The organism is Exiguobacterium sp. QJM3NY_9 (assembly GCF_056173545.1).
This window is the reverse complement of sequence record NZ_JBWBUX010000002.1, coordinates 46,007-64,974: the sequence shown is the minus strand read 5'-3', so window position 1 is coordinate 64,974 and position 18,968 is coordinate 46,007. Positions and strand designations below refer to the sequence as shown.

Annotated in this window: 21 protein-coding genes; 14 read left to right on the top strand and 7 right to left on the bottom strand. The window is 41.9% G+C overall.

What is annotated here, in order from left to right:
• Positions 1 to 3: 3 nt before the first annotated feature.
• From AC0VYQ_RS15815 to AC0VYQ_RS15770, 10 genes are all read left to right on the top strand, one after another.
• Positions 4 to 639 carry a hypothetical protein gene (locus AC0VYQ_RS15815; RefSeq protein ID WP_475404782.1) on the top strand — a complete coding sequence of 212 codons (636 nt, stop codon included), beginning with the start codon at positions 4 to 6 and terminating at the stop codon, positions 637 to 639.
• Positions 640 to 646: 7 nt separating this feature from the next.
• Entirely contained in the window at positions 647 to 2,590 is a 1,944-nt protein-coding gene (locus AC0VYQ_RS15810; RefSeq protein WP_475404781.1) for a VirB4 family type IV secretion system protein, read from the top strand.
• Positions 2,590 to 3,696, top strand: a complete 1,107-nt coding sequence (locus AC0VYQ_RS15805; protein ID WP_475404780.1) for a lysozyme family protein — start codon at positions 2,590 to 2,592, stop codon at positions 3,694 to 3,696. The genes AC0VYQ_RS15810 and AC0VYQ_RS15805 overlap by 1 nt, the downstream gene beginning before the upstream one ends.
• Positions 3,697 to 3,709: 13 nt before the next feature.
• Positions 3,710 to 4,267, top strand: a complete 558-nt coding sequence (locus tag AC0VYQ_RS15800) for a hypothetical protein (RefSeq protein WP_475404779.1) — start codon at positions 3,710 to 3,712, stop codon at positions 4,265 to 4,267.
• Positions 4,268 to 5,107 carry a hypothetical protein gene (locus AC0VYQ_RS15795; RefSeq protein WP_475404778.1) on the top strand — a complete coding sequence of 280 codons (840 nt, stop codon included), beginning with the start codon at positions 4,268 to 4,270 and terminating at the stop codon, positions 5,105 to 5,107.
• A gap of 505 nt (positions 5,108 to 5,612) precedes the next feature.
• Positions 5,613 to 5,864, top strand: a complete 252-nt coding sequence (locus AC0VYQ_RS15790) for a hypothetical protein (RefSeq protein WP_475404777.1) — start codon at positions 5,613 to 5,615, stop codon at positions 5,862 to 5,864.
• Complete coding sequence (gene mobP2, locus AC0VYQ_RS15785) at positions 5,857 to 7,017, top strand: MobP2 family relaxase (protein ID WP_475404776.1); 1,161 nt, start codon at positions 5,857 to 5,859, stop codon at positions 7,015 to 7,017. Before AC0VYQ_RS15790 ends, mobP2 begins: the two co-directional genes overlap by 8 nt.
• A gap of 11 nt (positions 7,018 to 7,028) precedes the next feature.
• Positions 7,029 to 7,484: a hypothetical protein gene (locus AC0VYQ_RS15780; RefSeq protein WP_475404775.1), complete on the top strand. Its 456-nt coding sequence runs from the start codon at positions 7,029 to 7,031 to the stop codon at positions 7,482 to 7,484.
• Complete coding sequence (locus AC0VYQ_RS15775) at positions 7,481 to 7,759, top strand: hypothetical protein (protein WP_475404774.1); 279 nt, start codon at positions 7,481 to 7,483, stop codon at positions 7,757 to 7,759. Before AC0VYQ_RS15780 ends, AC0VYQ_RS15775 begins: the two co-directional genes overlap by 4 nt.
• A 5-nt stretch (positions 7,760 to 7,764) precedes the next feature.
• Positions 7,765 to 9,228, top strand: coding sequence for an ArdC family protein (locus tag AC0VYQ_RS15770; protein ID WP_475404773.1), 1,464 nt, complete (start codon positions 7,765 to 7,767; stop codon positions 9,226 to 9,228).
• 83 nt (positions 9,229 to 9,311) lie between these two features.
• Here the strand turns inward: AC0VYQ_RS15770 and AC0VYQ_RS15765 are convergent, their stop codons facing one another.
• The 5 genes from AC0VYQ_RS15765 to AC0VYQ_RS15745 form a co-directional block, all read right to left on the bottom strand.
• Complete coding sequence (locus AC0VYQ_RS15765) at positions 9,312 to 9,926, bottom strand: TIR domain-containing protein (protein WP_475404772.1); 615 nt, start codon at positions 9,924 to 9,926, stop codon at positions 9,312 to 9,314.
• A 21-nt stretch (positions 9,927 to 9,947) separates the two neighbouring features.
• A complete protein-coding gene (locus tag AC0VYQ_RS15760; RefSeq protein WP_475404771.1) occupies positions 9,948 to 11,384 on the bottom strand; it encodes an SIR2 family protein in 1,437 nt (478 codons plus the stop codon).
• A 93-nt stretch (positions 11,385 to 11,477) separates the two neighbouring features.
• Positions 11,478 to 12,269 carry a hypothetical protein gene (locus AC0VYQ_RS15755; RefSeq protein ID WP_475404770.1) on the bottom strand — a complete coding sequence of 264 codons (792 nt, stop codon included), beginning with the start codon at positions 12,267 to 12,269 and terminating at the stop codon, positions 11,478 to 11,480.
• A gap of 431 nt (positions 12,270 to 12,700) precedes the next feature.
• On the bottom strand, positions 12,701 to 12,901 hold the full coding sequence (locus tag AC0VYQ_RS15750; protein WP_475404769.1) for a hypothetical protein: 201 nt from the start codon (positions 12,899 to 12,901) through the stop codon (positions 12,701 to 12,703).
• Positions 12,902 to 13,113: 212 nt separating this feature from the next.
• A complete protein-coding gene (locus AC0VYQ_RS15745; protein WP_475404768.1) occupies positions 13,114 to 13,317 on the bottom strand; it encodes a hypothetical protein in 204 nt (67 codons plus the stop codon).
• A 633-nt stretch (positions 13,318 to 13,950) separates the two neighbouring features.
• On the opposite strand from AC0VYQ_RS15745, the gene AC0VYQ_RS15740 reads away from it, so the two are divergent.
• The 4 genes from AC0VYQ_RS15740 (at position 13,951) to AC0VYQ_RS15725 (ending at position 16,280) form a co-directional block, all read left to right on the top strand.
• A complete protein-coding gene (locus tag AC0VYQ_RS15740) occupies positions 13,951 to 14,160 on the top strand; it encodes a helix-turn-helix transcriptional regulator (RefSeq protein WP_475404767.1) in 210 nt (69 codons plus the stop codon).
• Entirely contained in the window at positions 14,153 to 14,539 is a 387-nt protein-coding gene (locus tag AC0VYQ_RS15735; RefSeq protein WP_475404766.1) for a hypothetical protein, read from the top strand. The genes AC0VYQ_RS15740 and AC0VYQ_RS15735 overlap by 8 nt, the downstream gene beginning before the upstream one ends.
• Positions 14,540 to 14,680: 141 nt before the next feature.
• On the top strand, positions 14,681 to 15,262 hold the full coding sequence (locus AC0VYQ_RS15730) for a hypothetical protein (protein WP_475404765.1): 582 nt from the start codon (positions 14,681 to 14,683) through the stop codon (positions 15,260 to 15,262).
• A gap of 73 nt (positions 15,263 to 15,335) precedes the next feature.
• Positions 15,336 to 16,280: a S8 family serine peptidase gene (locus AC0VYQ_RS15725; RefSeq protein WP_475404764.1), complete on the top strand. Its 945-nt coding sequence runs from the start codon at positions 15,336 to 15,338 to the stop codon at positions 16,278 to 16,280.
• Positions 16,281 to 16,855: 575 nt separating this feature from the next.
• Here AC0VYQ_RS15725 and AC0VYQ_RS15720 read toward each other — a convergent pair.
• Both AC0VYQ_RS15720 and AC0VYQ_RS15715 read right to left on the bottom strand, forming a co-directional pair.
• Complete coding sequence (locus AC0VYQ_RS15720; RefSeq protein WP_475404839.1) at positions 16,856 to 16,921, bottom strand: hypothetical protein; 66 nt, start codon at positions 16,919 to 16,921, stop codon at positions 16,856 to 16,858.
• Positions 16,922 to 17,120: 199 nt separating this feature from the next.
• On the bottom strand, positions 17,121 to 18,932 hold the full coding sequence (locus AC0VYQ_RS15715) for a reverse transcriptase/maturase family protein (RefSeq protein WP_475404835.1): 1,812 nt from the start codon (positions 18,930 to 18,932) through the stop codon (positions 17,121 to 17,123).
• Positions 18,933 to 18,968 lie beyond the last annotated feature (36 nt).

Below are 18,968 nucleotides of genomic sequence, written 5' to 3'. Positions count from 1 at the left end.
CAGATGAGTTTATCGGAAGATACACGATTGAAAACAAGTCCTACGAACGATATCACCTGGCTCGATGAGGTTCAGTTGACGACACCACCAGCACGCAAGGAGAAGTGTGTCCGCATCCCATCGTCTGTCGCCTCCATTTTGCCGATTATCGACTCAACAGCGCTCGATGTTTTCGAGATGCAGGACGGGACGTTTTGCGACATCATTCAACTGACTTCAAAGGATATTTACGGACTATCTGAGACGGAGAAGGACCATGACATCTTCTCCCTCGCCTATCTCTTACAGGCGTATGTCCATCCATTGAAGGTAATTCCGCTCAATACACCGCTTAATCTAGAAAAACAGAAACAACGGATCGAACGACAGCTACGACAGAATCAGATTGCCGCCTATCGTCCGTTTCTTCAAAAGAAGAAACAAGAACTGATCTACCTTGAGGAGCATCGCACGAATCGCGATTATCTCCTCTTATTTTATGCTCCGGACGAGGCGATGCTTCGGGAACGGAAGCATCAATTGACGAAACTCCTTCGACGCAGCAACCCGATGGTCGAACTGACGATCGAGCAGAAAATCCATGTATTGTTCCAACTGCACAACCCGAATACGAAACCAACCCAGGACGGAAAGGAGTGATGGCATCATGTGGCGTACGCGTTTTCTACGGAAGCAAGATCCGGATACGATCAAACAACAGGACGGCTACAATCCGACATTCGTCCAAGCGATCCAGCCGCAAGGCGGACTACGCTTCGAACCGAACTATGTCCGGACCGGTGACGGTTATCTCGCCTGCCTCCATGTCTATAAGTATCAGTCGACCGTCTATGATTTCTGGCTCGAGCCAATCCTTAACCTGCCCGGTGTCCTGACGACGCTCGACATCGGGACAGCGGACAAGCGAGAGATGATCCGGACGATCAATAAGTCGATGGCCGAGCAGAATACGCGCTTCGAGAATGCGAAAGATAATGTCGCCCGGATTGATGCGCGCGAGACGTACAAAGAACTGAACGAACTCTACGAACAGATCACGCAGGGTGAGACGATGAAGTACTTGCATCTCCGACTCTACGTCAAAGCGAAGACACTCGAAGCACTCGAACGACAAGTCCAGGATGTGATGGAGGAACTCGAAGCACGGAACTTCCGCGCTGCTGTCTTCCTCAACGAACAGGAGTGGGAATGGCAGAGCCTGTTCCTCAGCTATGAGCAACAGCAAAAACTGCCGAACCATCGTCGGGGCAAAGAGATTCCTTCGCTCTCGATCGCAGGTGGTTATCCGTTCCACTTCACGTCGCTGCAGGATCCGACCGGTACCTATTACGGGACGACCGACACGAACGGGAGCGTCATCTTTGATCTGTTCCATAAGGATAAACAACGGAAGTTCTATAATGCCTTGATGATCGGCAAGATGGGATCGGGCAAATCGACATTACTCAAGAAAACGGTCCTCGATCAAGCGATCAAAGGCAATCATGTCCGCATCTTGGACGTGACGGGGGAATTCTCCGACCTCGTGCGGCAACTTGGTGGGAAAGAGATCGCACTCGACGGTTCCGCCGGGCGGATCAATCCGCTGCATGTCTATAAGACGGTCACGCATGCCGACGGCTCTGCGGATGAAGCACTCTCGTTCATGCAACACCTGTCGAAGATTGCGGTCTTCTATCACTACATCAATCCGGCAGCCTCCCAGGAAGAAGCGAACGAGTTCGAGATTCTGCTTCGTCAACTCTACCTTGAAAAAGGGCTCTGGAACGAGGACGGTGACGCCCCGATCACGACGCATCCAGCGAACACCTATCCCATCTTCTCCGATTTTTTGACGCTTGTTCGTTCAGAGTTATATGTCGATGCAACACGGACATCGATCCGCGAGACCATCAGCACGAATCGTGTCAGACGGCTAGAGAACATCGAACTCGCCATCACGAATCTTGTCCATAACTACGGAAACATCTTTGATGGGCATTCTTCGATTGAGCGGTTCGATGAGGAAGCGATCGTTTCGTTTCCACTACGCAACCTGACGAACCTGAAGGACGAAATCTTTCAGGCACAGGTCTTCAATCTGATGAACATGCTGTGGGACGGGATGATCCTCAACGGTGCTGGACAACTGCGCAGTTACAACCAGGGGGAGCTGTTGATTGAGGATGCCTTCAAGTATTTGATCGTCATTGATGAGGCACACCACCTGATCAACACGCGTGACATCGCCCAACCGGCTATTCTATACCTGCAACAGTTCATGCGCGAAGCGCGGAAATACTTCGGTGGTATCTTCTTCGCCTCGCACTTAATCACGGACTTTGTTCCGACCGGTTCGAAGTCGGAGAACGCGGAGAACGTCAAGACACTGTTCCAGCTGACGCAGTATAAGTTCATCGGCGAGCAGGATGCCGAGAGCATCCCGACAGTCCAGACCGTCTTCGATGGTCAGTTGACGGAGAGTGAGACTCGGTTGATTCCATCACTCGAAACTGGTCGCATTGTCCTCAGCGTCTCCGGTGTGAAGACGTTGATTTTCGATGTCGATGTCTCACCCGAGGAGCTGACCTTGTTCGGAGGTGGTGCCTGATGTGGAGTACGGTCCGGCAATCGGCACGTGTCGCCGTCCGGATGAAGTGGCGACTCCTGACCTTGAAGTATCGTTTGATTGCGCTTGGTATCGCGCTACTATTGTTGCTCCTGATCATCATCGTCGCAGGGATTCTCGATACGTTGATCGGAATCGAGAACGATCAGGCGACCGAGACACCGATCGCTTATTCGGATACCAGCCTGCAAGTCAGTGATGATGTTCTGCAATATCGCGAGGTGATCGCGCGTGAATTAAAGAAGGAACAACTCGAAGGACAGACGAACGTCGTCCTTGCGTTGATGATGCAGGAGAGCGGCGGACGCGGGAACGATCCGATGCAAGCCAGTGAATCCAAATGCGGACGGATTGGTTGTATCACTTCTCCCGATGAGAGCATTCGCTACGGCGTGAAACACTTCGTATCGGTCTTTCGACAAGCGAACCAAGACGTCAAATTGACGCTCCAGAGTTACAACTTCGGGGGTGGCTTCATCGATTACGTCCAAGAGAACGGTGGACGCTACACGAAACAACTCGCAATCTCCTTTTCACAGATGATGTACCAACGTGTCAAGAAGAGTGGCATCTATCAGTGCCATCGTCCAAGTGCGATTGAACATCAAGCCTGTTATGGCGACATCGAATATGTCGATGCCGTCCTTCGTTATCTGACGCCGACGGTACTGGCGGAAGGCAAGACAGGACCCATCAAAGGGACGCTACATGCCCCCCTCGACATCCCGCTTCAGATGACGTCGGGATTCGGATCACGGATCGTTTTCGGAAAGACGGACGTCCACACGGGAATCGACTTCAGCTGCCACGATACCGATACGGTCCACGCCGTCCGCTCCGGTACCGTCACCTACAGCGGCTTACGCGGACCGTATGGACAACTGATTCAGATCAAACAAGGAGAATGGATCACCGCCTACGCCCACCTTTCCGCACGCCAAGTCAAGACGGGGCAGAAGATTGAAGCCGGGCAAGCGATCGGGATGTGTGGTTCAACCGGACGTTCGACCGGGAACCATCTGCACATCGAATTCAAGACGAGTGATTGGTCCGGACACATTGATCCGGCACCACTCTTTTCTCTATAAGGAGGGATGCAACATGGCATTGACGAGTCGTCATCTCCTGTGGCTCGTGTTGTTCTGTCTGTTACTGTCTGTCAGTGCCAACGTCTATCAATACCGTTCGTCGGCATCAGAGAGACCGCACATGACAACAGAGAAAAACAGAAAAGATTCGCAACCAGAGACGACCACGATGGACTCTCCTGTTCCCACTGACGTACAGGAGCAAGAGCACGATTCGACCATCTCTAAGAGCGCGGAACGCTTCATCACCTTTGCGTTTACATGGATGGACGAGACCTATCCGACACGCAAACGACAAGCCGACAAATACATGTCAGAATCCATCAAACAGACGTTGTTCGCGAGTAGCGGAAGCGATAGTAAGTTCACCGCCTCCGTCTCGGGCATTGAAGTCTTTCCAAGTCGGGACGATCCAGAACATTGTCTCGTCCGCTTCAAACGCACGTTGACAATTGATTCAAACGGCTATGAAGAGACATCAAACGAGCTAGTCGAACTGACGTTTATCCATCAAGACGGTCGCATCATCGTCGACCAGATGAAAAGTCTCAAGTCGTCAGGGGGTGTTTAAATGTGGACAGGAAAACGAAAGACGTTGACCCGTGACTGGTCGCGATTGTATCTCGGAACAGGGATGTTTTTCTTGATCGGCTTACTGTTTTTCGGTTTCTCTTCCCTCTTCTTTGCTGAGGAACAACCGATCAATGCGACACCCATCGGTGAAGAAAAACGGCTGACGAATGGACAGACCGTCATGCTTCTCGACTGGTCGCATGATGAGGAGCGGAAGCAAATGCGCCTCCGCCTCCAGTTCGATCAACCCCAAGACTACGCGTCGAAACTTGTGGCGCGAATCGCCTATAAGGAACGCCCGACGGATGAGCAACACGTTCGTGTCGTCTATCACCAGGATGAACATTACGTCTTCGAAATCGAAGACGTACCGCGCGACTTTGATCAGCTAGCACTCCGTTTGTATGTCATCAAGCCTCAACAGTCACTCGAAAAACTGACGGCTTCGAAACGAGAAGACGCACTCGTTGAATCACTCTATATGGATCAACGACGTGTCTTAAGGACGTCACTTTCTACGCAACAAGCGAACGATTATGCGCAACTTTTTCTCACTGATGAGCACCTGCAAAGTCAAAAACGGATCAAGAAAATGAAGCGCGAACAGATGGAACAAGCTTCTCTCATCCAACAAATCGAACAGGACATCGAGACGAAACAAGCCACGTTACCTGACCTGACACTCGACGAACAAGTCGAACGTGAAGATGAAATCTTCAATCTGAAGCAGGACAAAGAAGAAGCACTTCTACGACAAACAGAACTGAAAAAGCAACTCATCCAAGAAGAGAAACGACAAGATCAACTGCGTATTAAAGCACGTGAACTGAAATGGTAAGGTGGCACACACCGTGCCAAAATGCCATTTTTAGTGGCACAGGGTGTGACCTTTTCGCGATTTTGGTGATATCAAGGAAACACTAGGCTCCGCCTAGGCTAGCACGCTGAGTGATAGCAGTTTCCCCTTATGCTCTTTTTCACGATTTTGAACCGTTTGTGGTTTTTAAGCTTTTAAAAACCCAATGCACATTTAGCAATTCTATCAACATTCATCAACGCTTAACTCGAGTCAGTTACGTCACTTCTTTCAATCCTTTTCATTACATGTTGCTGCATCTTCGAGCAAATATGTTTCAGAAGTTCGACGATCAAGGAGACGCTCACGGCTTCTCCAAGGGCATAACTCTGTTCAATCATTGACTGCATGTTGATCACTCCGTTCCTTGTCTGAGTGGTATCACCTTTCTCACTTCTAATGACAGGAGGAACGAAGCAATTGTTCGGAAATCTTTTCATTTTTTAGAACGCCGAGACTTACTTTCCTAAAGGAAGGAGGAAGACAGATGAATCTCTTGATTCGCGACATCGACCCCGTATTCGTCAAACAACTCGACGAACAAGCGGAGAAACAGATGTGTTCCCGACAAGAATTATTGAAAGGATTACTGACTACATGGTGCGCGGACGGCGTCCAGTCGACACAAATCACGCGTCTCGAACAACAGCTCGAAGCGAACACCTTACACCTAAAGCGGAGTGCAACAGAACTCGAACAATTGACCAAACTCTTCCGTGAGGTGATGCAGGATGACTAAGGTTCCCGGTGTCATCATCAAGTCGAAGTTCAAACTCCCTCAAACAACCCGACGTGCGCGTCGCTATACGACGTATCTCAATTACATCGACCGACCGGAGACGAAAGCACGGTCGCATCAATTCGAGAATTACCATGACTATATGGAGGATAAACTGAAATCAAGTGGTCTCTTCACGGCGACGCAAGACCGATTGAATGCGACTGAACGAGAGCAATTACGTGAGGTCTTCCGACGGGCACAAGAGAACGGCAGCATCCTGTGGCAAGATGTCATCTCTTTCGACGAAACCTGGTTACAAGAAGTCGGTCTGAAAGAAAATCACTACATCGATGAGCAACGTTTGATGCAGGCGACAAGGAATGCCACCAATTTGATGATCGAAAAGGAACAGATGCTGCACGCGACATGGACCGCAGCGATCCACTACAACACGGATAACATCCACGTCCATATTGCAACAGTTGAGACAATACAGCCACGCGAACGCGGTAAACGAAAACCGAAAACGATCGAGAAGATGAAAGCACAAGTCTTCCATACACTTGCCGATCGGACACGTGAACAAGAGAAACTAAATACCTTCATCCGGGAAGAAGTCCTAGCCCACAAACGAAATCGTTCGACGACGTCCGCTTCGAATTGGATCCTGCACCCAGAACTCGTTCGGCAGTACAAAACGATTCAGAAACAATTACCGGACGACAAGCGGCAGTGGTATTACAACATGAACGGCATGCACGAACTGCGTCCTTCACTCAATCAATTTACTGACACGTATCTTGCGACCTACTTCGAGAAAGAGCATAGCGAATTTAAACAACAACTCGATACCGAGGTCGCATTCTACGAGCGGAGTTATGGATCGGCATCCCAAGCATCGGCTTATCGAAAGACGAAAGAACAGGATCTCTACACACGGATGGGAAATGCCGTCCTGTCCGAGATACGTGAGTCGTCCAAGCCACCTCAGAAACTTGCGAAGAAAGCTGCATCCGAACCCAAACAAAGAATCCAGTCGGCTTTTCGACGTGAACGGATCATGCAAGAGACGCTCTATCGAATCGGACGACACATGAACGATGAATGGGACCACATCAAGAATCAACGTGCGTTTGAACAACTCGAACAGGAAGTCCAATACGAAAGGTAAGGTGAACCGGAATGGAAGAGACGAAGCAAGTCCGAGTCCGAATGAGTCCCGTGACCGCTGAATTTTTAGAGGAGTATCGTGAGCGGGAACGACTGTCCGGGATTGGTCCGGCAATCGATCACATCATCCGTGACTATCAAGAGATGATCAAGAAGCAATGGGATTTGAACTATATCAGTCGTTCCGTATCAAAACAGATCGAACAAGAATTGACCACGTTCTGGGATGAACAAATCACAAAAAGTCTCTTTCCGTTACGAAAGAGCGTCCAACAGACAGACCTTCAAACACAAGTATTGATTGAACTGGTGCAAGCCTTAATGCAGACGGAAAGCATCGAGGATATCATCCCGACGACAGAATACCGTCCTTCGTTTCTTGAGACAGCGGAGACGGCCGTCAAATCACGGATTGACCAACGAAAGCAACATAAGCATTCGGATGAGGAAAGGATGACCCACAAATGAGACGACTGGAAGCTTTCACACTCGCAACGTTTCTCGAACTGCAACCGACCCACGTCACAGTCTTGATTCATCAAGCGCGATACGACATCCCTGTCTCATATGACGAATATTCGTTCCTTGAGATCCTGCAAGAAGAGCCTCTGTTGTTGCTACCGGTATCACGTGATCGTCGTCATCTACTACTGGATCGACTCGCTGCCGATCCGATTGTTCTGCAGGAACTAGAAGATTTCGAAGGTGCTGCTGATTCGCCCGTTTTGTATGAAGGAGCGTGAGACACATGGCATACAAGAAGAAAACACGTGAGGATTATCAGAAGGAAGTACAAGCATTGACCGACAAGATGGAGACGCAGCTCGCTTCTCACTTCGTCAGTCAGGAGAGCATCAAGGAACATCTAGACTTCATGAGCCGATTCCACCGCTACTCGACTCGGAACATGCTGTTGATCGAGGAACAGTTCCAAGGCGCCCGTGCCGTCGGTTCCTATGCGTACTGGGAGAAGCAAGGTGTCCAGGTCCAAAAAGGAGAGAAAGGGATCAAGATTTTCGTCCCCTCCCCCGTTACGTTCATCAAACGAGAGACGGATTGGGTGGCATGGAAGGATGCGACGAAGACAGAACAAAAGCGCGCAAAGGAAGGTGCTCTTCCGACACGGAAAGCGATGTACTATAAAATTGGTCACGTCTTCGAGTACACGCAGACCGATGCCCGTGAGAAGGGACTCGAAGTCTCCGAGCTGTTTGCTTCGTATCATCGGAACGGTTCAATTCGTGAGGCGGAATCATTTCGCCGCGCATTGAACGGGATTGCCGAGACACAAGACGTGAAAATACTCGACCAGCCACTGAACGAGCTTGGTACGGCAAAAGGATGCTTTTATCCAGAACTGAACGCGATCGCCTTAAATCACCGAAACTCGGACATCGAGAACGTGACAGTCCTGATTCATGAACTCGCGCATGCCAATCTGCATAACTTGGAACGGAATGAAGAACGCGGAATCGAGTTGAATCCGCACGAGAAGGAATTCCAAGCGGAGATGGTCGCCTACACGGTCGCGACGCACTTTGGTTTTCCGACGGATGAGTTTTCATTGTCGTATCTCGCCAACTGGACGCAAGGGAGAGACTTGCGCGATAAAGAAGACCTGTTGCACGAAGTCCATCAGACATCCGGTCATTTCATCCGGGAAATTTATACTTCGCTCGAGCAGGAGCAAATTCTGGAACGCGAAGCATCACCGATTAAAATGATTGAGTACATCGAACAGATTGCACAGATCACCAAACACGGATTACCGTTAGCCGAACGGCTGGAGCAAATCATACAACATTCACCGGAAGACGTCGGTGCTTATCTGACGAGCATCGCTAAGCAGGACACGCAGCAAGATCTATCGTCTTTTGACGAACCGATGATGCTCGTCCATGGAGCGACAGACTTCTTCGAACCGTTCGCGAAAGCCAACGACCGTGACTTTGACGAACATGAGACCGTCGCCTATACGCTTGTCATCCCGGGCGAAGAACCGATCAGCCAACACTTCCGCGTCCTCGATGATGCAATGGGACCGTACCATCACATCCTGAACACAGAAGTTGTAAGTAAGGAGACCGAACAAGTACTTGAAAAGGCATGGTACGACGAAATGATTTCGACGGAAGATCGTGACTTAGAAAAGGTCCGACAAATCGTGACGCGCCACTTCAATGTACCGGAACAGGATTTTCGCAGCCGTTAAAAGGACTACAAAATATTGTTTAGGACACAGACCATAAAAAACGTCGTCAATGCAATATCATTCATTGCACTGACGACGTTTAGTTAAACGATATTTTTTTTGAAAATTTTATATTCTGACTCTATTTTACTTTTACTGTACGAATTCTCGATATAAAACTCAGGATTTTTTAAAAAATCATCCTCGCTCACTAAACTAATGTACGATCCGGTTAAAGAATTAACTGTCATACACTCTTCGCAAGTATAAGTTGGTCTAACCTCGTTAAATCTATTTTTCTTTATAATTTCATATAAGTAATCATCATTTGTAACGAATGATGTATGCCCATCTCTTTTACTCACTTGATTTCTAAACCATTCATAGCCACCATTTCTCTTCATAATTACGCCTAAAACCCCATTAACTCCTGAAGTTCGATCACCTCTTTTTATACGCTTAAGGGAGTATTCAATTTCCCAATCAATCCAGTTACTAGACTTCATGTTCGGAGAGATAATAACAATAGTAACCGAAGTAGAATAAATCATGTCTTTTAATTTATTCTTTATATAGTCAGTTGATTGATTAGACATGTTAGGAGAAATACTGGTTTCTCCAGTGTAATACTTAGCGTCATCTTTTAATGATTTAACAATTTCATCTCTAAGTAATCTTGACTCAGAATATTTATACGAGATAAATGTTTTTCTAGCCATTTTCTAATCTCCTTTATATAGTTATGAATCTGCAGTTAACTTTTTTAATATAGCTAAAACTATATCTATTAATTCCTCAGGAGATAATTTTTCGTGTAGTTTTTTGTATAAAGGACGTAGTTCCTCGACAGGAACATATTTTTCGAAATCTTCTTCGATTTTATCCAACAATTTTTTAGACGTAAAACCAGTAGCGCCTATTGGAATTGGAATCACATGGTTACTGATTGAAATATCAAATTCTTCTATCATTCCATCTGCATCAACAATTTCTCCCTTTTCTTCTTTATTACCAAAGATAAAGATAGCTATACCTACTTTTGACAACATATCTTCTCGGTATTGCGTCCATAATTTAGCTTGAGCTATATCACCTGTTGTAACTTGCGGGAATGGTCTGCTGATCAGCCTATCTTCGACTTTCTCGGAATGTCCACTATATATTTCTTCTAATGCCCCTGAAATAATACAACTTCCTATTCCTAAACCAAACCCTGAAACGAGATTATAGTTATTTCTTATTAGCTCCTTACTTAATTTAGTACTGAATTTAAAAGCTTCTTCCTCGGACCAATCACCATACACTTTAGCGCTTCCCGAAACAAAGATATTTTTCCGGTTTATCAATAGTGTGATAGCTTGGAGGATATGCGTAATAGCTTGGTACTCATCAACAAGTAATACTTCAATTCCGTACCGCTTCAAATTCTGCATTTTCAGTTCTTGCTTAACCTTTGCATAATCGAATTCGTCTTTAGTAGCATAGTATGACTGATCAATTTTTTTCATTAAGCAATAATGTGTTCTACGATTTTGATTAAGTAAACTGTGTATACGACTTATCACTTGATCAAGATTAGGGTCGTCAAAACTAAATCCGATAAACAGAAAAGTTTTTGAGACAAGATCACCTTGAAGTGCAGTTTTAAAGAGTAGTCGTTTCTTATCATAGTCCATGTAATCATCTTTTGTTAGAACAGCATCATGAGGTAATGAACTATCCCCATGCATTTTATAAAGTGTAACGTCGCTTCCTCTAACAGTCTGGCTTAGATTCTCAGAAGATATCTTTTTATCTACTAACTTCCCTTCCTCTTCAAAGCTCCTTTCAAGCAACTGATCGTAATTTGTTGTCCAATATGTTTCAATTGGAAGTTTAGCAAGAATTCTATGATTAACTGTAGGACGTGATTTTTTTGTGAATTCATCTATTAAGATTTGATTTATTTTTGATCTCCCGCCCGTTTGATTTACGTGATATTGAGCCAAAGTAATTAAATCATCTTCTTGATCGATATCTAAGCCTACTTCTTCCGCAACATCTTTTAGTAGTTCCTTCCAATCTACAAATCCAGCTGGACGAGATAATCCAGCTCCTGCAAAGACCGCTGCATTTGAATCCTGTATAGATTTGACATATTCTCGTAAAAATCTTTTTACTTCTCTTGAATATTCCAAGATCAATCCTCTCCTTATTAAATATCATTAGTTGTACATAATTTTTAATTTTTCCCATAAAAAAATTAATCTTTTGACGCTTTATATTTTTTATCAGCCTAACAATACCTCATCTGCCTTACGGTACTGCACGTATAAAAGATCTAAAGAATGGACTCTAGTTTTAAACTCCATTTTCTGTTTTATCCATAAATCTAAATTTTCTTTTTCTAAAGGAAGTAATTTATTTAAATAGTCAGTTACGTCATATGCAATATTGAGGCTACTCGCCTCAACATATGCACGCTTTTCTATTAAACTGTAACTTCTCATCGGTTTTTTTCGTCTAATTAAATTCGTCATCACTAACTCACTGTAAATCCAAGGAGATTTAGTGACATCAAAAGATTCTTTGGAAATTCTTTGTACAGAATTTTCAGACTCAAAGAAAATAACTATTTCTGATCGATCAATCATTTTTGTAAGAGCCATTGAAAGCATCATATGAACATGACTTGTCGAATAATTCCGTAAATTGTAATCATAAGATCCTCTTTTTCCGTTGAAACAGTATCTATCATCAATTAACTTTAATAATTCTTCAGAATTCCCCCAAATACAGGAATCAATAAAAACCTTCAATCCGAAAACATCATTTAACCATCCGGCAAAAGCAATAACATCTTTTTCATCTTTATGAGAATGCGATAAGAAAACATCTATGTTATCGAGTTGTGGAAACCAATCACTTTCTAGGCTATTTCCATTTATAGTGCTAGTTCCGTTATATAAATAACTTGATAAACTGTCTTTTATTGTGACTTTTTGATTTTCATATATTCTTTTACCATGAGTGAACCAATTACTGTAGTCATCTTCTGTTTTTAAATTAAAAGCTAAATACATTTTCTACCTCCGAAACGAACTTTGTATTTTTAAAGCTGTTCAAAAAACGAAAAGGTCAGAGATTACTAACTAAATAATAGAACATTAGTTCTTAATTAGCAAATCAATTACCATCGATTACTTAAATGAATTATTTGAGCATATACTATATGCTGTAACTAATTTCTCATCGTAATTTCCATTTATTTTTAATAAGTTCTTTTCTAATCATTTCTTGAGTCGATTTCAACCTGATGCTTTCAATGTAAGGCACAACTTTCTTCTTATATCGTAATGTCTACCTCTGACTTATTGATTTCATCCCTTCCTTCTGTATAGCTTCAAAGTAGGAAATACAGGCATTCATCCCTTATATTCTTTACATAATTTGAAGAACATACCTCCATGCCTTTGATTGAAAATGAATATATATCCCCATAAAAAAACAGACCTTAGAAGGTCTGCTTGATGAAATGTGTCTGTATGAAATCTGTCAATCGATCGACATCGATGAACCATGTCACATGCTCAATCGAACCATCTACTTCTCGCACGAACCGAATCTGAGCATCAATTAATGTTACCTTCTCCAGCTTTTCCTCTATCTGTTCTTTGTTGGGATCAATCATATCAAACATCTCTAGCACACTCATATACTCCGCTCCTCGCTATTTTCTTGATCACAGCATAGGACGAATCGAGAGTGTTTACGAATTGCCTTATATAAAATAAGCGAGATGTTATGCGCAATAACGTAGATGTTACGACGCAATATATAGTTGATTTTCCATGCAAAGCCAAAAAAACGACCTTTTCCGATATCTTTTCTGTCATAAAAATAATCATTCTTCCTACGCACATCGAATCAATAGAGATAAATAAGTACACCTACGATCAGAATGAATGGAACCAATAATACCTTACCGGTCCGGCTCAAAAAGCTCTTCTTTTCTTTTGTAAACAAGAAGTCGATCAATAAGAAAAGTCCGAATGCAATCGGGACGAGGTAAAGTAGATGGACATTCGTAAGTGCTGTACCTAATACATCAGTCGATCCATCAAAGTTCATATATGGTTTCTCCTTTTTTAGACTTCCTGGCATGAGATACATCATTCACTACCGAAGCGCTAACGATGATCTTATACGTGGACAAGACTCTTTTCTTTAGTATGCCATTCCTTCCACTAAATCCTACCTTTTAATCCTACCTTTTATTTTTCTTTTTAGAATTCTATAAAACGCCCCGTGTCCTCCGTCGCAAGCGATGTGCAGCTCTCATTATCGGTCCAGCAGAAGGGCAGCGGTGCGATGAGGAGTTGCTACATACAGACTACAATCTCATACATGCGCACGATTTTCGTACGTTAATATAGAAAGATCAAATAGAAATATCTAAATAAAAATCAATCTAGATCTGACATCTATCCATTCAACCACTCCTCATTCCCAAAATATTAAATATACTCTCCTAAAAAATCGGCACATACGTCTTGCTCTTAGATTTGAGATAAATCCATTATTCATTGCTTGCTAGTCGTTATCTAAAAGAAAGAGGGCTAAGATTTTCGTACTAAAAATTAAAAAGTACTAATATTAAATAAAAAATAAGTGTAAAAAGTATTTGACATACCAAAATAAAAATATTAGTATTTAACTTGTAAAAAGTAAAAAGTATTTGACATATTTGTTGGAGGGACACGATTGAAAAATATTATAAAATTTAAAAGAAAAGAACTGGGTGTATCACAAAGTGAACTGGCACACTTATGCAATGTAAGCCGCCAAACAATTAACGCTATCGAGAACAATAAGTACGATCCTACATTACAATTAGCATTTAAAATCTCTGAAGTATTAAAAACACGTATTGACACCTTATTTCTATTCGAACAGGAGAATATCTATGAATAAAAAAAATAAAACAATTATATTTTTAATTTCTTTTGTGATAGTGATTAGTGCATTGATTGCAAGTATGATAATTGAAAAAAACATTACTTTCTTCTCGATAATACAGCTAGCATTATTATTGATCGTTTTCTTCTCTTACTTTACATGGTCTAAGTCAGGGAAAGATGAAAAACTGATTCCTGATGATGAACTAGGAAAAAAAGTCACTACAGAAAGTTCGTTAATTAGTTATAAAATTTTAACGATATTAATTTTTCTATTCATTTGCTTTGATAAATTAATGAATGGTAATCCCCAAATCGAACTTATAATATTATTTGCATTATCTCTGATTATTCTTCCAATCATCGAATTTTTTAAAGCTCGGTCATATAATTGAGATTATTAAAATAACCTCTTTGAATTTATTTTATGAACTACGGAGATTCAAAATTAGCAGAAAGTAACTATTTACTTTCTGCTAATTTATGTTTATCATTTACTCCGTTGGTAAATTTAAATAAAAATGGAGGTTTTTGTTATGTCGTTTCACAAAAAACTAATTAGTTCTATTCTTTCAGGTGTTCTTATTTTTTCTGCTGTAGGAAGCGTGGCCGCATCCAATCCAGATCAAGCCGCTCTTGAAGAAGCAGCTGTTGAAAACAATACATATATTACCGAGGAACAAACAAATGACTTAATTGAAGTTTTAGCTGCAGTAGAAGATCTTCCAAAAGAAGTAATTAACGAAGGTGACGAAGCGGTTGTAGAATATTTACAAGATAATGTTTCTGATGGAATTGTAGTGAAACAAGAAGGAGATGTAGTAGCATTTGGAGCTATTACTTGTGCTTCCGCTATCGGTATCGCGATTCTTAGTAATGCATTCCCTATTGCTAAAATCACAAAATTAAAAGCTGTCATTAAAACAGCTGGTGGTGCTAAGACGTTTGCAAAAACATTAATTAGTTCATATAATTCTGCACGTAAGTTTAAAGCTACTAAATCAGCAGCTATCAAAATCGCTGTTAAAACTGCAGCTAAAAAATCTGCACCTGATACTGTTGGTGCATTGTTAGAGATATTTAGTGTTGGAGCTATTTATGGCTCATGTTTTGAATAAACAAAAAATCACTTATTTGCTCATGTTTTGAGCTTATAAGTGATTTTTTAAATATTAAGGATGATGTGATGCTATGAAAAAAAAAATAATAACCACCATACTTATTCTCATTTTAATAATTGGAGTATTTTTTTTAGTAGAAGAAAATAAGAAAAATAAAATTGAAAAGGTAAAGAATGATCAATGGGGCATTAATAACCTTAGAATCAGTGAACTTAAAAATAATTACAAGCTTGACGGAACAGGAGTTTCAATCGCGGTATTGGATACTGGTATAGACTATAAGCACCGAGATTTAAATATAAAACAAAGTATAAACTTCACTAAAGAAACAAGTAATATAGATAAAAACGGGCATGGAACTCAATTAGCAGGAATTATCAATTCTCAAAAAAATAACATAGGTATTACAGGTATATCTCCTAAATCTGATGTATATTCATTAAAAGTTTTGAATGATAATAAAAGTGGAGATTATGGGGATGTCATTAAAGGACTGAAGTGGTCGATAAACCACAATATTGATATTGTATTAATGAGTCTAGGCAGTCTCGAATCTAATAGTGAACTTGAAAAGTGGATAAAAAAAGCAAATGAAAATGGGATAATATTGATTTCTGCCATTGGAAACTTAGGATACAAGGAAAAAGGCGATAATATTGCTTATCCTGCAAAATATAATGAAGTAATAAGTGTCGGTGCAGTCAAAAAAGATAACAAAAGATGGTCTCAATCGAGTATTGGAAGTAAAATTGACTTAATGGCGCCTGGAAAAGATATTTTAACTACCTCATTGGACAATAAATATACTTTTATTGATGGTACCTCTATTGCAGCTTCTTTCGTAGCTGCAAGCGCTGCTTTACTAAAGGAATATGACCCTACTCTTTCTAATATAAAAATTAAAGAAGCTTTAACTAAAACTGCAGTTCCTTTGGGTGAAACATCAGAATATGGAAATGGTTTTATTAATATCGAATCCGCAATTGAATACGTAAAAAAACAAAAAACACCTTAACTACAGATTTAGACTTATCTATTACTGTGAATATTATATAAATAAATTTGATTGAATCTATCCAGTACATCAATTAATTGAATTAAGTAAGATGATTTTTGAGGATTTTTTTCAAAGAGATATTATTCTTAAGAAAACTAAATCTACTTTTCTTGTAATTGATTTTAATACGCTCCGTGCCTTCCGTCGTAAGGAACAGGAACGTAGAGATGCCTTGCGCAAGCGATGTGCAGCTCTCGTTATCGTTCCGACAGGAGGGCAGCGGTGCGATGAGGATGTTGCTGCGTGCAGCTTACAGCCTCACGCACGAGCCCGAAAATTCTTCTTGTGTTGTACATCAAGTAGAAAGAAGATCACTACCTATCTACAGGAGGATCGATTCACTTCGATCAGCTATCTCTCCTCAAACCTTCATGTACTCCACTGCGGGTCTCTCATTGTCCTTGGATTCGGGACGAATCCATTCCTTACTCGCTTGCGCTCTCTCAAAAGAAAAACGTCATCGTTTTTCGTCCATGCCCTCGCGCGCAGACAGGACGAGGTTATATCCCGTCCGTCTACGCTCTATTATCCCTTTACAGAACATCTTGTACTTTCAGGCTGACGTATTCTTCTCCGGCGCCGACGAGTCGTTCGGTCACCTCGATGTCTTCCCGTGATGGATGCGGGTCACCGCTCGGATGCTCTGATGGCTGACAATGAGTGATGTCGCGTTGTTAAGGATGGCAGACTTAAAGTAAGGTAAGAACCCGACGCCTTGCTTAATTACTTAAGTCGGTTTTCAGGAACTCCCTTCCAAACCGTACGTACCCCTCTCGGGGTATACGGCTTTCCATTTATCTAATCTAACTTCCCATTATGCAAATCGAGGTGGCATTTTACACACATCGCAATGGTTTTTCTCCGTCTTGCAATCATTTTTTGTTCCCATTGCTTTTTGCCTTTTAGGTCTTTTAGTTTGTGTACATGGTGCATTTCAAGCGGTACGTTCTTTTTACCACACCATTCACATTTTTCAGCTAAAAGACGGTCTATCAAGCTTGTTCTGCCACTATACACTAACGTTTGCCCGATTATATCTACTGTATTGCTTTTAATCTCCGTATTTTTTTCCATACGTTGTTCGGTAAAATGCGCAATGCGAGAGCCTTCCCTTGTTTCGTACCGTACACCAAAATTTTTGTTGATACTGAATTTATTGATGATTTTGCTCACGGTACTTTTATATTTGTTCGCATAGGTTTTAATCATGCTGTATTTCATGGTTTGTCGGAAGGATTGAAGTACATGTACATTACTTGCCAGTCGGTAGTAATTGTACAGACCTTCTATCTCTGCATTGTATGTGCGTAGTATTTCCAAGTCATCGTTGTGAATTAGATACGGGCGATGCACAGGTTTCCATCCATTGTTGTTGCATATTTTTAATGCTTTTAGTTCAATGAGTTTTTTGAGGTATTTTTCATGTGGTACGAAAAGTTTTGCTTGAAAGTTAAATTTCCTTTTCTTAGTTCCGTTCGGCATTTTCATTCTATGCCAATCTCTGACGACACGGATGTCATACCCTAAGAATTGGGCGCTTTTCTCGCTGTGTGTTATCAATGTTTTTTCAGCACTGAGTTCGAGTTTTAGTTCGCTCGCTAGGAAAGTTGTTAGGTCTTGCTTTATTTGTTCAGTCTCTTCTTTGCTTCCGATTACACCAATTAGGAAATCATCTGCGTATCTTACATATTTCATCCGGCGGTACTCTGGGTCAAATAGGTTTTTACTATCTAGGGTTTGTAACTGCTCATAAAGGGACTTTATTTCGTTTAGTCTTATGGCTTTTTCTTCATCGTTTAATTCTTCCCATTCACTCTTGTTTTTTCTTTTGCGGTATCCTATTTTGGATGCTAGATTGTGGTACTCGAGATTGTGAGTTCTCTTTTTACCTTTGTTATATTGAAGTGAATATTTTTCAATGTAACGGTCTAGTTCATTTAGGTAAATGTTCGAGAGAATAGGGCTGATGATCCCGCCCTGTGGGGTTCCACTATATGTTTTGTGAAATTCCCATTTTTCCACGTATCCCGCTCGAAGAAACTTCCAAATAAGATTAATAAATTTTTCGTCTTTGATTCTTTTCCGTAAAAGATTTATTAGCGTGTGGTGTTCGATGCTGTCAAAAAAGCCCTTTATGTCACCTTCGATAAACCATCTAGTACCAGTAAATGTGTTTCTAATTTGTACTAACTCAGTATGACAGCTTCTATTTGGTCTGAAGGCATGTGAATTGTCTGAAAACTGCGGTTCATAAATACTTTCCAGTATTCTGCGAGCTACTTCTTGAACCAATTTATCCTCGAAAGAAGGAATGCCTAGTGGTCTAGGTTTTCCATTCTTTTTCGGGATGTATACTCTTCGTGCTGGTTTTGGTTGATAACTCTGGTTTTTTAGTTTTTCAATTAGCTTTTCGATTCTCTCCAAACTCATTCCATCAATGGCGTCATCATCAATACCTTTGGTGTTGCTACCCCTGTTAGGATAGATTTTCGCATAGGCATCCAGATAAAATTCTGTGTTATACAGGTTTCGATATAATCTTTGAAACGTGTATTCCTCGTCTCTTGCGTTGGAAGATAAATTGTTTAATACTACTTTTGGATTTCTCATAGAGCCTCACGCTCCTTCCCAATTTGGTATTAAGCT